The 15571-nt window shown below is 50.3% G+C and carries 13 protein-coding genes and 1 pseudogene; 1 reads left to right on the top strand and 13 read right to left on the bottom strand.

All coding sequences use genetic code 11. From position 1 onward, the window contains the following. A partial coding sequence (locus APU11_RS28710; protein WP_225368327.1) for a hypothetical protein occupies window positions 1-70 on the top strand: 70 nt, incomplete at its 5' end. A gap of 57 nt (window positions 71-127) precedes the next feature. On the opposite strand, the pseudogene APU11_RS01905 reads toward APU11_RS28710, so the two are convergent. The 13 genes and pseudogenes from APU11_RS01905 to APU11_RS01845 all read right to left on the bottom strand — a co-directional run. After that, window positions 128-346: pseudogene (locus APU11_RS01905) on the bottom strand (ABC transporter permease); the annotation flags it as partial. Next, window positions 347-994 carry a hypothetical protein gene (locus APU11_RS01900; protein ID WP_058651590.1) on the bottom strand — a complete coding sequence of 216 codons (648 nt, stop codon included), beginning with the start codon at window positions 992-994 and terminating at the stop codon, window positions 347-349. Further along, window positions 978-1685, bottom strand: a complete 708-nt coding sequence (locus APU11_RS01895; RefSeq protein ID WP_047352049.1) for an ABC transporter ATP-binding protein — start codon at window positions 1683-1685, stop codon at window positions 978-980. The genes APU11_RS01900 and APU11_RS01895 overlap by 17 nt, the downstream gene beginning before the upstream one ends. Window positions 1686-1695: 10 nt before the next feature. Further along, the gene (locus APU11_RS01890; protein ID WP_065180199.1) at window positions 1696-2646 is read right to left on the bottom strand and encodes an ATP-binding protein; all 951 of its coding nucleotides are present in this window, start codon (window positions 2644-2646) and stop codon (window positions 1696-1698) included. 18 nt (window positions 2647-2664) lie between these two features. Continuing rightward, window positions 2665-3882: a beta-ketoacyl synthase gene (locus tag APU11_RS01885; RefSeq protein ID WP_058651588.1), complete on the bottom strand. Its 1218-nt coding sequence runs from the start codon at window positions 3880-3882 to the stop codon at window positions 2665-2667. 4 nt (window positions 3883-3886) lie between these two features. Next, window positions 3887-6445, bottom strand: a complete 2559-nt coding sequence (locus APU11_RS01880; protein WP_058651706.1) for a beta-ketoacyl-[acyl-carrier-protein] synthase family protein — start codon at window positions 6443-6445, stop codon at window positions 3887-3889. A 93-nt stretch (window positions 6446-6538) separates the two neighbouring features. After that, window positions 6539-7699 carry an aminomethyltransferase family protein gene (locus tag APU11_RS01875; protein WP_058651587.1) on the bottom strand — a complete coding sequence of 387 codons (1161 nt, stop codon included), beginning with the start codon at window positions 7697-7699 and terminating at the stop codon, window positions 6539-6541. Between the two features lie 29 nt (window positions 7700-7728). Continuing rightward, window positions 7729-8010, bottom strand: a complete 282-nt coding sequence (locus APU11_RS01870) for an acyl carrier protein (RefSeq protein WP_013095701.1) — start codon at window positions 8008-8010, stop codon at window positions 7729-7731. A 21-nt stretch (window positions 8011-8031) separates the two neighbouring features. Further along, window positions 8032-8580: a 3-hydroxyacyl-ACP dehydratase FabZ family protein gene (locus tag APU11_RS01865; protein ID WP_013095700.1), complete on the bottom strand. Its 549-nt coding sequence runs from the start codon at window positions 8578-8580 to the stop codon at window positions 8032-8034. 3 nt (window positions 8581-8583) lie between these two features. Next, complete coding sequence (locus APU11_RS01860) at window positions 8584-9348, bottom strand: SDR family NAD(P)-dependent oxidoreductase (protein WP_126347818.1); 765 nt, start codon at window positions 9346-9348, stop codon at window positions 8584-8586. A gap of 11 nt (window positions 9349-9359) precedes the next feature. Continuing rightward, window positions 9360-9728, bottom strand: coding sequence for a holo-ACP synthase (gene acpS, locus APU11_RS01855; protein WP_058651586.1), 369 nt, complete (start codon window positions 9726-9728; stop codon window positions 9360-9362). A gap of 16 nt (window positions 9729-9744) precedes the next feature. Continuing rightward, on the bottom strand, window positions 9745-11325 hold the full coding sequence (locus APU11_RS01850) for a ShlB/FhaC/HecB family hemolysin secretion/activation protein (RefSeq protein WP_275045083.1): 1581 nt from the start codon (window positions 11323-11325) through the stop codon (window positions 9745-9747). A gap of 126 nt (window positions 11326-11451) precedes the next feature. After that, on the bottom strand, window positions 11452-15324 hold the full coding sequence (locus tag APU11_RS01845; RefSeq protein ID WP_096896927.1) for a filamentous hemagglutinin N-terminal domain-containing protein: 3873 nt from the start codon (window positions 15322-15324) through the stop codon (window positions 11452-11454). Window positions 15325-15571: the final 247 nt, after the last annotated feature.

Below are 15571 nucleotides of genomic sequence, written 5' to 3'. Positions count from 1 at the left end.
TATGGCCCTGGTACGAGCGCTGAACAAAATGACGAAAGCAGGTATGCCTGAAAGCGTGCGTATTACCTGAAAACACAACCCGCTACGGGGGAGACTTACCCGAAATCTGATTTATTCAACAAAGCCCTTTCAAAATCCAGAAAGAGTAATCGATAAACCCGCCATACAGAAAAATCGACACGCCACCGAGCATAATGGCGGCAATGGTTGAATAAGATCGTCTCTTGTGGCGAAAGAGGTTTAAAAAAGCAAACTTCACATCCCGCGAGCGGAATAATACGCACCAGAGGACAAAAATCAGAATCAGTACAACAACACTATTCGCTAACACCATAACCCCGGACATTTAGTTCCCTTTCACCAGCGGTAACAAGACCTCTGTCACTTCGTTGATATCCCACTCTGGCGCGTCGCCAGAAGCCAGTGGTAATGCAGAGTTGGCGTGACGCAGTTCTGTTTGCGCCAGCAGCGCGTCTGCCTCGGCGGTACGGTTACAGCTCAACAGCGCGCGATAACGCATTTCGTCAATGTGCTTCATCAACCCGGCATTGAATACGTCAGGGCTTTTCGCCATCTGTTCCGTATCTTTTAACGTCACCACACAGCGGCCAATATCGGCTGGCAGGTACGCGTCCACACGGGCACGCATGTAGCGCACCCGTTGATTGCCCTCGTAGAGGTCCACCGCTTCATCGAGATAGAAAAAGCCCGTTTTGCCATACTCAGACGCCCGAATGACGTCATTGGTATTGAGGGCATGTTCCGCCTGGCGCAGCATGCCGTAGGCATAAAAAACCAGCGACAGCGCGTTATCATTGGCCTTGTATTCGGTAAACAACGCACGGGTGATATCGGCTAGCTTATCGGCCTGCGTCGGGAAGCCATTTTTTATCACCTGCTCAGCCAGGGGGGCCGCAGCGGCTTTAACGCTCCCGGCATAGGCCATGCAGATCAATAGCCAGCAGAGAATGAAGAAATTACGATTGTGAATCATGAACTAATACTCCGTCCTTAATTTCAACCACACGCCGCGCGCGCTCTTTCAGCTGGCTTGAGTGCGTCGAAATAATGAAAGTGGTGCGTGTCTCCCGGTTGATTTTCAGCAGCAGATCGAGAATGGCCTCACCGGTGACCAGGTCGAGGTTTCCGGTTGGCTCATCGGCAATCACGACCTGAGGGTCATGCGCCAGTGCACGGGCAATAGCCACACGCTGCTGTTGTCCACCCGAAAGCTGGCCCGGCTTACGTTCGGTATATCCCGCCAGTCCTACGCTCTCGATAAAATGCAGCGCCCGCTCTTTCGCCTCTTTTTTGCCAATGTGCCCATTCAGCACCAGCGGGTAAAAAACGTTATCAAATACGCTCAGCACGGGGATGAGGTTAAAAAACTGAAATATGAACCCCAGATGCTTGCCACGAATTTCTGCTAATTGTTCTTCCGGTAAATTGTTGAGTAATTTTCGTAAAAACATCACCGAACCAAATCCCGGCTTATCAATACCCGACAGGATATTTAACAGCGTACTTTTACCGCTGCCGGAAGGACCGCACAGTGCCAGAAATTCGCCTTTCTCTATTTCAAGATTGATATTTTTCAGGGCATCGACTTTGCCTTCGCCCGAGCCATAACTCTTATAGATATTGTTCAGCGATATCATTGGGAGTTCTTTAATCATTCCGCTCATGGGGGTGTCGTTATTCCTTGCAATAGTCAATGTCGAAATAGCTGTAACCGAACTGTTTATCGGGAACGACAGTTCTTAATTTTCCCGCAAAATGAGGAGCCTGCTGGAGATACGCAAAGCTTAATGCTGGCGTCAGACAGCCACTGGCACCAAAGGTATCGGCCAGATCTAACGTCTTTTGCGGCGCAACGGTTGAGCGAGATAGCATCTCTTTACGCAGACCGGCAAACGCCACGCGATCAGCTGCCTGCGTGTCCTCAAGGGTATCGGCCATCACGTATTGACCGCCGTTCACCCGGATTGCACTTTCATGCTGACTAAAGATGAAACAGCCCGCGCGCTCAACGGTTAAATTGACATCCTGGGCTTTCCCCCGGCGCTTCTCTCCCCACTTCAGCGCGATATCTTCGTCCGAAAACACCAGCACCGGGATCGCACGGTAGGCGGCGCAGATCACCACGTAATCAAACACATCCCAGCTCAGATAATCCTTTGCCAGACTCATGGCCTGGATGAAGGATTGCCTTTCACCCCGGATTTTGCACGTCGGTGAATTCACAGAGAATTTCTTCACCAGGTTTTTTGGCAGCGTATCAATCATTGAGATGTGTAATGCGCTGGAGATATTTTCAAACGGCCCGGATTCCCCCCAGGAGTCGACATAAATAAATGCCGTACGCTGCTTTAGCAGCTTCATTCGCTCTTTCGCCGGCAGCGCCATGAGCGCGTCATCCGCCGCTTGCTCCATCGCATCCAGGTATTTTTGATACTGAGGATTGCGGATCATCTCACCGGCATATAACTCCGGCTGCGTACCAAAACGTTTCAGACCCCAGCCGTTTGCATGGGTTGATTTGAGCGCTTTATTAAATAAATGCGACTCCCACGCGTTTAGCCAGCTGGGCTGATAGAAATAAAATTTATCTTCCGGCTCAATGAGCGAAAATGAGGATAAATACATGTTACTCTCCATGATCGTTCAACAGCCTGGATGACCCGTAGACATGACGGCGCCAATAATGGATCCGTCCACGCCAACCCCAACTTTAAGCAGGTGGTTTTTGTGATGACCAATAACGCCACGGTCAATCAAAACATGCTGAGCAACGGCATCAATAATGGTGTCATTACCAACGGGGGAAATAAGCTCCTGCTGGGTGAGCAAATGATGACCAATAATTAAATCGACAATCCCAGAGCCGGTTGCGGTATAGCCAATCTGGCCTTTATAAGCCAGAACCGGAACCGGATGTCCTTCCGTCAACATCGCTATTGCTTTGGCTTCCGCTTTATCGCTGACGGATGAACCGTTACCGTGAGGGATAATCGCGCACAGTGCCTCAACGTCCAGTTCGGCTTTTTTCATTGTGGCCTGCATCACTTTTAAAATATTGGTGCTGAGCCATGAGCTGTCGTTGCTTCTGCCTGCGCTGATTTGGGTATAGGTTGTTTGCAGCCGCACGCCGCCCTTCGCCTTTCTGGCGCGACGGTGGCGGGAATTTTCCAGCAGAATGGCGCTATAGCCTTCCGCAAAAAGCACCCCCTGGCTGTTTTCACCAAAGGGCTGAACAAGATGGCTATCCAGCATGGATTGCGTATCCAGAAACCAGATATCCTGCGTTTTAATTTTTGAGCAGTTCACCACCAGGACAATATCTACGCCGCCATGCTCGATGGCCTGGCAACCTAAATGCACGGCTGTCATGGATGAATTACTGGTGCAATTCATATTCGGGGGTAAATACTGCAGGTTATATTTACGCGCAAGGTGACCGGCAATACGATCCTGCGACATATTATCCACATGCAGCTGCATTAATGATTTTGAAAGATAAATATCTTCCACATCATTTTTGTTATAGAAACTTTTAAAGGCCATGCCATCGACCCGCGGGCCAATACCGGTTAAATAAACCCGGGCATTGCACCCGGCCAGCCATTGAACATCCAGGTCGGCCTGGTCGAGTGCATCGTCAATCAGACGATAAAGCAGATCTAATGCGCTATCATCCGTATGATCCAGCGTGGCAATATGTTTATTGCCATCGAACCCACATTTAATTGCCTCGTCGTCGGATTTAAACCAGGGCTTTCTTTCAACGCGTTTGCCCAGCTTCAGATTTTGAATAAGCTGAAGACTGTCTTCGGCAAACGGCAGACAAGAACTGAACCCCGAAATGATAGCGGCATTATCCACAATATTATCCTTTAATCACAAACGCGTAGTAGTTACCGCCTTCCGTCGCACCCACCAGCAATACGTGCTTCAGGGCAAGTTTTAACGGTTCACGAACGAAGTTAATTCGCTTATCGAAAAACTCGACGGTATGAGGAATCGCGGGAACCGCCTGCGTCTTAAAACAGTCAATGATGACGGCCAGGTTAAGCAGTCCGGCAGCAGACGCGACAAAGCCAAAGCAGGCGTTGTAGTTCACGACCGGTACATCCGGTTTTGCCTGGGCGAAGGTGGCGTAAATCGCATCGATTTCAATGCGTGAGCTCTCATCGCTACCGTTGCTGGTACCACAGACCAGGTCGATCTCCTGCGCTGTTATACCGGCATCCGCCAGCGCACGGGCGATAGCCAGCGCCATGGAGGAGGATTTCTCGTCCCGCTGAGAGGCATCAAAATAGCTGTTGCTACAGGCTTTACCGTAACCGGCCACTTCCGCCAGCACTTCTGCACCACGCGCGGCAGCACGCTGCGGATCTTCCAGCAGCAACATGCAGGCACCTTCGCCAGGAATGTAACCCTTCGGATCGTTACCGTAGATCTGATATTCCCTGGCGTCGGAGGTCATATGCAGCTTGCGGGTAACAGCGTCCATATAGAGTGACATGGACGGGAAATACTCGTCCGCGCCGCCCACCAGCACCTGCGGCTGCAGATCCTGACGCACGATTTCGTAGCCGTAGGTTAATGCGCCTAATGCCGCATTCTCGCCGGTCGCCAGCGTAGTGGTGTAGCCCTTGATCCCTTCCGAAATGCCGCAGAACGTCGGGATGGAGTTCATCAACGATCCCGGGAATTCAGAGGTTCTGACTTTACGTGGGTCTGGCTTAAGGCTCTGCAGATATTTGTAGGTCGTCTCCTGCGGGCCACTGGACATTCCCATGACCATGCCAAGCTCATCGCCATCACGCTTGATTTTACGCTTCGCCTGCTCCAGCGCTTCGGACAGGGCAATCAATGCGAACGTACCGCCACGCGTGGCCTTGCGAGGGTCAAAGCGGCGCAGATGTTTACGCGGTTCCAGCCCGGAAACCTGGAAGGTTTTAAAGTGTTCATTCGCTTCCGGCAGCGTTTCGGCCAGCGCGTTGAAATCGTCACCAAACAGCGCTTCGAACTGACGGGTGGTTTCCAGCACATCCAGTAACTCTTTTGCCTCTTCCAGCGTGTCTTCCGGGAAGGTGACGCCGCCCAGCTCAACGGTATGGTTCTGTTGCCATACGTTGTCGAGGATCTCGTGAACGGTGTGACCAATCGCGGAAACAGCACCCAGGCCGGTGATCGCCACGCGCTTTTCGTCGTAGGTACTGACCGGGATCGAACAAGGCTCCATGCTGATAATCATGCTGCAGTTGTTACCGCCGAAGGCATAATTGTTCTTCATGAAGAGGTTGATTTTCTGGTCACGGAAGTCGTTTGGCACGTAATCCAGATCGCAGTTTGGACGCGCGTTGGTGAAGTTCAGCGTCGGCAGCACGCGGTTATCCGGCAGCGTGACCAGGCAGGCGATCAGTTCGACGATCCCCGCCGCGCCGATGTTATGACCAAAATAAGACTTGGTAGAGCTCACCAACAGTTTCTCATTGTTGGCAAACACCTTTTTCATCGCCAGCGTTTCGATACGATCGTTGGCTTCTGTTCCGGTACCGTGGGCGTTGACGTATTCGATCTGATCCGGGGTAACGCCGGCATTTTCCATCGCCTTGTGCATCACCTGTACCGCGCCGCTGGCGCGTGGATCCGGTCCGGTTTCGTGGAACGCATCGCAGGAGGTGGCATAAGAGAGAATTTCACCGTAAATGGTGGCGCCACGTGCGACAGCATGTTCGTACTCTTCAAGCACGATCGCCCCGGCCCCTTCACCGATGGACATACCCGAATTGCCGGAGAACGGCGTGCAGGCGTCCGGATGCATCACGTTCAGGGCATAAAAGCCCGCGAAGGTGGGCAGGTAGATAGGTTCTGTCCCGACGGCCAGCATGGTTTTGCTTTTGCCGTTCTGGATGTAGTCAAACGCCATGCCGACCGCGTTAGGGCTGGCCGTACAGGCGGTCGCGACCAGTTCAACACCGCCCTGTAACCCAAGCAGCGTGGAGACGCTGGAACAGCAGGAGGAGAAACCGCCAGAGAACAGCGCCTTACGCAGGGAAAAGTCTTCCATGCGTTGCTCAAACAGCGGCAGAAATGCCTCGGTCCCGGCAGACGACACGCCGACAATTAAACCGGTTTCTTTAAGGTGCGCTTTATTCTCAGCCAGCCCCGCCTGATTGAGCGCATCTTTACCCACTTTGTAGGCCCAGAGTGCGGCATTATCCAGGGAGGCGATAACGTCGTCCGGTAATTCCGAATAGTCAATGTCATGCAAGACTTCAGCGGCTCTGGCGTTTTCAAACCATTTTGAAAAACGCACGCTGTCCGTGACGCCATTTTTTTTATTCAGTAAGGCGTTTCTGAAATCCTGCAGGTTTTCAGCCAGCGAAGAGAGAATACCGATCCCGGTAATGACAACCCGTTTTCTGTTTGTCTTCATAAATATATGTACCGCCATGTACAGGTAATGAGCAGCGAAAAGGATCCGTGGTGTTATTCCCACGGATTCGCTTCTCGCTGTATCGATTAATAATTACAGTGCGCTTTTCGCTTTAGAGGCATCCACAAAACTGTGTTCAGTTGGATTAACCAGCATGCTCAGGTTATAAATAAATGGCATACCTTTGGTTTTCGCGGCTACCGTTTCAGAGCGCGTTTGAATAGCAAAGCCGCTAATATCAGACCATGCATATTCATTGTCGATCAGCGCCAGGGCAATAAAGCACTGCAGGGCTGGAGAATAGATAGCCTTAGCGACTTTCCCTACCACCTGATCCTCAACCAGTACGTTATCGCCGGATTCAATGCCTGAACATTCGCCCTCGACAATCATGCCGATCACCTTGCGTGCACCTTCGCCGTGAGAGAGCTCTTCGGCCGCGTCTTTACCTACAAATCCCTCTTTGTCGTACTGCACAGCCCATTGCAGCTGCAGCTCTACCGGATTGAGGTTGTACTCAGCCCACAGCGCGTCATCCCAGCCTGGGTTTTCGATACGTACAATTTTCTGGTAGTCCAGCCCACCGGTCTGCAGCAGGTATTTGCCGCCGTGCTCCAGCAGTTGCTGCCACTGATCCAGCAGCTGTTCCTGCTGACCAACAACCATATAGGCGAATTCACCGTGTTTACCGCAGCGGAATACCATCAGCTCGTCGTCGGTATTCATGTACTCGTAGTAAGGCAGACCAATCACGTCGAAACCGTGGATTTCAGACATCAGCTCCCAGGAGTACGGCCCTTCTACCATGATCGCGCCCCAGTTCTGCTCGCGCATGTCAGCAATTTCAGGGGTTTCCTGGATATCCAGTTCGTCGGCTTTTTCCAGAAGGGCGTTCAGGCCAGCGATAATTTCCGCTGCCGGAATATTCTCGGACATGATGTAGTAGCCGTCGGATGAGCAGAGCACATACACATCACCGCGCACCGTACCGTCTTCATTCAGTACCAGCGAGTAGATCCCTTGCTCGTCACGGATAATGGAGACATCGGCAGAGACATAATAATTCACCAGTGCCCAGGCATCATCACCCATCACGCTGACAATGGACATGTGGGAATAGTCCACCAGCAGGGCATTTTCACGTACGGCTTTATATTCCACCATCGGATCGTGATAGGCAGAAGGAACGTTGGCATTGTTGTAAATGCCCATTTTCGCATTGTTTTTTAAATGAAAATCATAAAGAGACTTCATAACGTGATCCTGTTATTCGCAATGATAAATTAAGCTTTTTTCTTCTGGATGATAAACGTCGCCAGATTGTTGATACTTCTCATATAAGAAGGATCATCGCTTTCGCTCACTTTGATATCGAAAACTTTATCCAGCATGACCACGATTTCCGTTGCATCAACGGAGTCCAGTTTTAAACCATTACCAAACAGGGCGGTATCATCATCAATTTGAGACTCATCGCGCTGAATATTTAAACGCTGAATAATCTCAGTTTTAATTGTCATCAGCACGTCCTTGCGCTGGTCAATTTCGTTTTTCATTGTAGACATGGTTTTAACTCTCTCAGGGGTTTACTTTGTTTCGCGGAAATTAATAATGGTGCCATGGCTGATTAACCGCTTGCCGACGTTAGCCGTCACGGAATAATGCTTAAAGCCATGGGCATCAGAAAATGCCAGCTTGCTGGTCACTTCAATCGAATCACCTGGGTAGGCAATATCTTTAAATTTCAAATTCTGGGCCGCCAGAACACCGCGAACCTGCGCGCGGCGCGTGCGAATGATCTCCCGCATCTCGTCACGCTGAATGAGCGCATGAATATCGCGTAACGATTTCAGTTCCGTGCCGTATGTCTGGTTGTAGATATCGCAAATATCGGTGAGGAACGAGAGATACTCGCTGGCCTGACCAAAAATCTCAGAAATAATAACCCCAGGCATGATCGGATCGTCCGGGAAATGCCCGAGCAAATAGGGCTCGTTGTAGGTGATATGCTTCGTCACCTTCACAAAGCCATTTTCGCCATATTTGAAGTCATCAATTCTGTCGACCATCAGCAACGGCTGACGCCAGCCGCCCATTTCCAGAAAGATCTTCGAGGGGATAACGTATTTAGACATAAATCACCGCATCACCAGGCCGCCATCGATAACGATGGTTTGACCCACAATGTAGCTGGAGGCAGTGGAGCCCAGATAAACGACGGTGTTGGCAACCTCGTCGCATTTACCCAGACGACGCAATGGAATAGATGCCGTTACGCCACGCACCACCGTGCGGGATACTTTTTTCACCATTTTGGATTCAATCATCCCCGGCGCGATGGCATTTACGCGCACGCCATACGGCGCAAGTTCAGCCGCCAGCGTGCGGGTGAATCCCAGGATTGCGCCCTTCGACGCGCTGTAGTTCGCCTGCCCGACGCTGGGGATAATGGCCGCAATGGAGGCCACATTGATGATGGCCGGGTTTTCTGCGGAGCGCAGCAGCATTAAGGCTTCTTTCGTCAGACGGAAAATGCTGAACAGGTTGGTGTCTACCACCTGGCTGAAGTCATCAAAGCTCATCGAGGCAAACAGGCTGTCTTTTACAATCCCGGCGTTGTTAACCAGCACATCAAGCTTGCCCGCTTCCTCGGTCAGGCGTGAACAGAGTGCAGTGACACTCTGCGCATCGGCGAGATCGCACTGAATGACAGTGAGCTTGCTTCCTGCCGGATGCGTTTCTTTCAGTTCCGTTAATTGCGTGGCATTGGATTTATACAGCGCATAAACATCGCAATTCTGGTCAAGAAATTTAGCGCATATCGCCAGGCCAATATCACCACTGGCGCCGGTGACCAGAACCGTCTTTTCCTTAAGATCATTGTATTGATACATAATATTCACAATTAGTTAGGTTAATAAAGTATGACAACGGCTGTCGCATAGTGCTGACAATGCGAAATACTGAGCGAGGCATTCGCCATCTGCTTTTCAATAAGCAACTCTTTGACTCGCCCAGAGAAAATCAGATGGGGACAACCCAGTTCGTCATGGTTTATTTCAATATCCTTAAAGGTGATGCCGTCGCGATATCCACAGCCAAGCGCCTTAACGACCGCCTCTTTTGCCGCCCAGAATCCTGATGCGCGCTCATAGTTAGGATCTTCCTGGTTAATTTTTATATTTTCTTGCGGGGTAAAGACGCGCTGTAAAAAATCGCTTTGCCAGTTTGTTATCGCTCGCTGTATGCGCGAAACTTCCACAATGTCCGTGCCGATACGCATTTATCGTGCTTCCCTTTCAAAGCTGATAAGAAAGATTCAGATTAAAATTAAATTTATTCACGTCCATGCTGCCAGGATATTTAACCGGCATGGAGACTGATGAATCGTACGCCAGGCTTTTCACATTCCCCTGAATACCCAGGGTGCTGCCGACGATAATCTCTTCGCCATAGACACTGTCCCGTCTTATATGACCGGCATCTACGCCAACATAATAATTTGCGTTCATTCCTCGCACCGGGCGATAGAATGTATTTTGCAGGTAGTACCCGCTGTTCCCGGTCAGTCCAACGCTGTTTTCAAACCCGCGCACGCTCCAGCGATCGCCCATCGTCATTTGATCCTGCAGCGTCAGCTCACGCGGTGCGTATTGCGCCAAAAAAAAAGCGCTATAGGCAGTTTGAGAAAATTGTCGGGTATAGCGACTTTCCACATTCACCAGTTGACTGACGGGACTGACATTGCCATACACCATATCCGGCGTTTTTTCGGCGCCGAACCAGGTGACAAAACGCTGCCAGGATACCGTTGAATCCCAGTGTGCATTTGCCAGCTGCTGCGTGTAATTCACGCCAAACCTGACGTTATCCATGTCACGCTTCTGTAAGACAAGTTCCTCGCCATTAAGGGTATAACCGGCTTTTCGATGGATCAGCTCGGCATTCCCCGTCACCTTCCGGCTTTTATCCCGGTAGACCGTGCGCGTCGCCTTCACGCTGCCGTACTCACTCTTACCGGCGTAATCCACCGTGGTGTAATAGAGCGGTATCGCCTGACGTGACTTGCTGCTGCCATAAAACAGCGAATAGTTCCAGTAGCCTACCGGCAGGGCATAGTAACCACTTACACTCTGATACTGACCCGTCGTGCTCTTCGTTCCGGCGAGATAAAACAGATCGCTAAACCGGGCGATGTTATAGAGATAGCCCACCACAGAGGTCAGGTGTTCTCCTGTCGCTTTATCGCCCCAGTTGTTATAGCTCGCCCGCACGCTCCACTGTTTTTCCCGGTTGGTGCTGATGCGAATGGTGCTATACCCGTGCTTTGTACCCGGCTCGATATTGATCTTCACATCCACGCCGGGTTCTTGCTGCAGGTTTTCCAGACCCTGCTCGATATCGCGAATATTAAGGATGTCCTCTTTCGCAAACGGCAGCATCCATGGATTAATATCATTATGCTCGACAATAATTTTTTCTATTTTCCCCGCATTGACGTCAAGCTTCAGCGTGCCAGACGAAATATTCTGCGAAGGGATCGTAATGCGGGTCGTGATGTAACCGGCATCGATATAAAAATCCTGTAACGCGGCGGCAATTTTCACCACACCGATGCTGCCCACGCAGCGCCCGACGATCTCTTTTTTTATCGCCTTTTCGGTTTTACGTTTCAAAAAATCATTATCAAGAACAAGTGCTTTAAGGGTAAAACAGTTTTTCTCCTCAGGTAATTTGTCCAGTCTAAATACTTTACGTTCGGTGCTGGAGAAAACATCCTGCCGATACACCTTGTGTTCTTTGAAAGTATTTAGATCTGCATTTTGCTGCTGTTTAATCAGGGCATTAATATCGTCAACTGCAAACGCTTGAGACGACATTACCAGCAATGACAGTAAAAATTTAAATCGCAGTTCCATTCACTTTCTCAGAAAAAAAGGCAGCAGGGTCTCGTGCTGACTTTGCGCTATCAGACAATAGCTGCTGCCTTTTGTTACACCTTTAGATTACATACCAACAATCGTGCCGGTATTGGTCACTTTATTGGTAATCAGTTCCATACCGTATAAGCCACCAAATACTGCATCCTGACCGCTGTTTGTCACGTTATTCGCAGTGACACCCGCAACGCCATAAGTCAGCATATTGAGGTAGTTATAGATATTCCCTGCTGTTTTCACAGACAGCGTATAATCGCTCACAATATTACCGCGGTTGTTAATGTCGGCACCGGCATTAATCACGATATTCTGTGCAAGGATATTGCCGTTGGCATTATTGGTAACATGACGCTGAGTATCAATTTTCGCGCTGGCCACACCCACGATGTCTTTAAAGTTCTCAACACCGTTCAGGGCATTAATCGCCAGAGCGTTACCTGAAGAGATTGCATTGCGGTTAGTCAGTGCACCTTTCAGGATATTGAAGTTCAGATCGCCTTTACCGCTGATCCAACCGTAGTTGGTGACGTTGTTATCAACCGTCAGACTGAGATTCTTATCTGACGCGATAACGCCGGTCGCCGTGTTGCTCTCCATGCTGCCATCGCTGTAGTTGTTCAGCGTACCCGCAGTGATATCCAGGTTGCCTGCACTGTAGGTGGTGGCATAGTTGTTATAGAACGTACCGGCCGCTTTGATGATGGCGTCAGCGCCGCTCACCAGCATAGCGCGGGTGTTGTCCAGCGTCCCTTTAGACAGCACGCTCAGCGCACCGTTATCAGCGATGATGCTACTGTTGTTGTTGTAGACGTTTTGACCGGAAACCGCGACACCTTCACGGCCAATCATGCCACCCACATCGCCCGTCACACCGAAGGTTTCGCCATGATTACGTACGAAGTTGTTACCGTCACGGTTTTCAACATTCCCTGCCGCGTTCACGGAGAGCTTTTTGTCTGCCACGATCATGGCAGTGTTGTTGTAAACCGCACCTTTTGACTCGACGGTGACATTCTTACCGGCAATCAGACCGTTGTTGTTATCAACGGTGTTGGCAGCCAGTGTGATATCACCCGTCTGAGAAAGGACGGAACCACGGTTGCTGTCGAAATACCCCGTCAGCGCCAGATCGATATTGCCGTAAGCGGCAACCCGACCGTAGTCGTTGTTCAGACGGTTCGCTTTCAGCGCAATATCGCTACCGGACAGGAGCTGGCCGTAGTAGTTATCTACGGTGCCACCCGCATTGATAGTGATATCGCCAGTCTCAGAGCTGATTTCGCCGCGGCTGTTGCTCACATTCCCGGCCGCTGTCAGCGTGACATCACCCACCGCTTTGATTTTACGCGAGGCGTTATCAATGTTATTAGCACTTAAGGCAATGTCACCATAGCTGATCATATTCAGATCGTTATAGATATTGCCTTTAGCGCTCATCGCCAGGCTGCTGTCAGCGACGATATTGCCACGGTTGTTAATATCATAGACCGCAGAGATCGTGACCTTATCACCCACCATATTGCTGTTGGAGTTGTTGGTCACACCACGCTGGCTGTTCACCACCAGATACTCGCCCGCGGCGATATCTTTCAGGTTTTCAACCCCGGTCTGTGCAGACACGGTCAGAGACTTCTCAGCGGAGAGCGTATTACGGTTAGTTAAAGAACCGTTCAGAATATTGAGAATGGCATCACCGAGGCTGCTGATCCAGCCATAGTTGGTGAAGCTGTTCTTCACATTCATGGTCAGTTTTTTATCTGCCGCGATAACGCCAGTGGCGTTGTTATCTTCCAGCGCACCGTTGCTGTAGTTGCTCACGCTGTTGGCATCAATCAGCAGGTCGCCCATGCTGTAGATGGTTGCGTAGTTGTTCGTCAGGGTGCTTCCCGCTTTGATGGAGGCATCCCCGCCGCTGACCAGCAACGAACGCGCGTTATCAATGCTGCCTCGTGCCTGCATTGTAAGCGGGCCATTTTCAGCAATGATGCGGCTTTCGCCGTTATAGATATAGTTCCCGGACAGCGAGACACCTTCTTTACCAACCATCCCGCCGTTCTGCTGCGGCATGCCGAAGTAGGTACCAAACGTGGATCCGAAATCGATACCGTAACGGTTTTCGATGTTATCGCCTGCAGTGACGCTCAATACCTTACTGGCAACGATGAACGCGGTATTGTTGTTCACCCCTGCGTTGGCATTAATGGTGACGTTTTGTCCCATAATGAAGCCACCGCGGTTGTTCAGGGCATTCGATGCCAGGGCAACATCCCCTTCTTCAGAGCTGAAGACGCCGATGTAGTTGGTGATGTTTCCACCCACTGCGGCACTCACACCGGTACGACCCGCAACACCGCCGTTGTCGTTACGCATAGAGGCCGCTTTGGCAATCACCTTGCTGTTTGAGTTCAGTTTGCCCGAGTAGTTATCAATCGCGCCGGCACTTTCAAGGGAGATATCGCCATTTGACGCCATCTGCCCACCGTTGTTATTGATGCTGTTCGCGGCAATCTGCACGCCCTTCTCAGCGATAATGCCTAACGAGTCATTACTGGCCGTGTCGGCGGTTTTGGTCGCGCCGTTGTTAATCGTACCTTTCGCGGCAATCTTGGTGAAACCGCCCGCAGAACGGATCATGCCCCGGTTGTTATCGACGTTACCGCCGCTCACCACGTTCACATCGCCCAGGGAGTCGACTAAACCGCTGTTGTTGTTCACAGCAGCAGATTCAAGACCCACATACCCGCCCTTGATCTGGCCGTTGCTGTTATTCAGGGTACCGGTTTTTAACGCCACGATACCGGCTTCAATACCGACAGTATTCCCTTTACCGTAGTTGGTTAAGGTGTTGCCGTTGGTATCCGCAGCCAGCATGCCTGCCGCCGCCATTTTGCCGTTGGTGTTATCAATGGCGCCGCTATTGACATAGAGGTCTCCCATTGTCGAAATGTTGCCTGAACGGCTGTTATTGAGGCTGTTTTTATTGGTGTCCAGCGCGATGGTACCCACAGAGGTAATATCCCCGGTGACGTTGCTCAGTGCGCCGTTGGTTTTAATATTGATCTGACCAGAGGACTCAATGCGCGCAGTGTTGTTCAGCAACTGACCGTTAGCGTCAATATTTACGCCGTTGATGCCACCCGCAATAATGCCCTGGTTACGCACGCCCACACCGCTTTCGGTGCTGACGAGGTTAATCTTATTGGCATACATACCGCCCAGCACTGCAACGTCAATGCTGTTGGCATTACGCGTTCCGGCTGCGGTTACTGAACCGGTCACCTGACCTGCAGCATTAACGTAGTTATTACCGGCGACAACGTTCAGCTCGTTAGCTGTGACTTTATCGGTCACGACAACATTGCGAGACAAAATTTCCGTCGGGCTGGCGTTATTCAGTTTACCCAGCGTAATGGTACCACCGTTAACAGAATAACCGGCTAACTGATCGTTCTGAATATCCGGCGTACCGGTTGTCAGGGTCAGTTTACTGGTGTTAATGGCGCCGCCACCGTTAACGGTAATACCGTTCGGGTTAGCAATAATTAAATCGGCTTTATCGCCGGCCACTTCCATCATGCCGTTAATCGCAGAGGCATTTTTAGACGTGACTTCGTTCAGGATGACTTTCGCCGTCCCGGACGTCAGATTGCTGTTCCCCTGAATCTTACCCGCCAGAACGGTATTTGATTCAGTCATGCTGTTATTGAAGATAAGCCCATTCTTATCAACGTTTAAGTTGTCATAGACATTATGAGAAAGCCCCTTATCGTTGGCTTTATTAATGTTAATGACAGGCACATTCCCGGCAGTATAAACCACGCCGTTCTTGATGTTGATCTCTGCTGAGTGCGCAACAATTGGCAGAGCGAGTAGCACAGAAGCGGCAACAGGATGCCACTTCAACTCGAGTTGAAAGACTTTATTTTTATTACTATTCATTTAATCGACTCTTTATTTCGGAATTATTACATTTTTTCAAAATATAACATCACCACTCTAAATAACTACTTCACATCCGTTGATTACTGTTTATCCCCCCTTGTGGTTCCCTGATGGTTCATTAATTTAGATTTTAAGAGCATTGCTTGATATTAATTCTGGCATTTTTATCTGAAATTAGCATTCAGACTGCATAACATAAAGGGAACTTTTAACCAGGAACAAGTCCACAGGCATTAGGAATATT

The sequence above is a fragment of the Enterobacter sp. 50793107 genome (genome assembly GCF_001463365.1).
Taxonomy (GTDB): Bacteria; Pseudomonadota; Gammaproteobacteria; order Enterobacterales; family Enterobacteriaceae; genus Enterobacter; species Enterobacter cloacae.
Note: the sequence above shows the minus strand (reverse complement) of the source record. Positions and strands in the feature narration are given on the sequence as shown.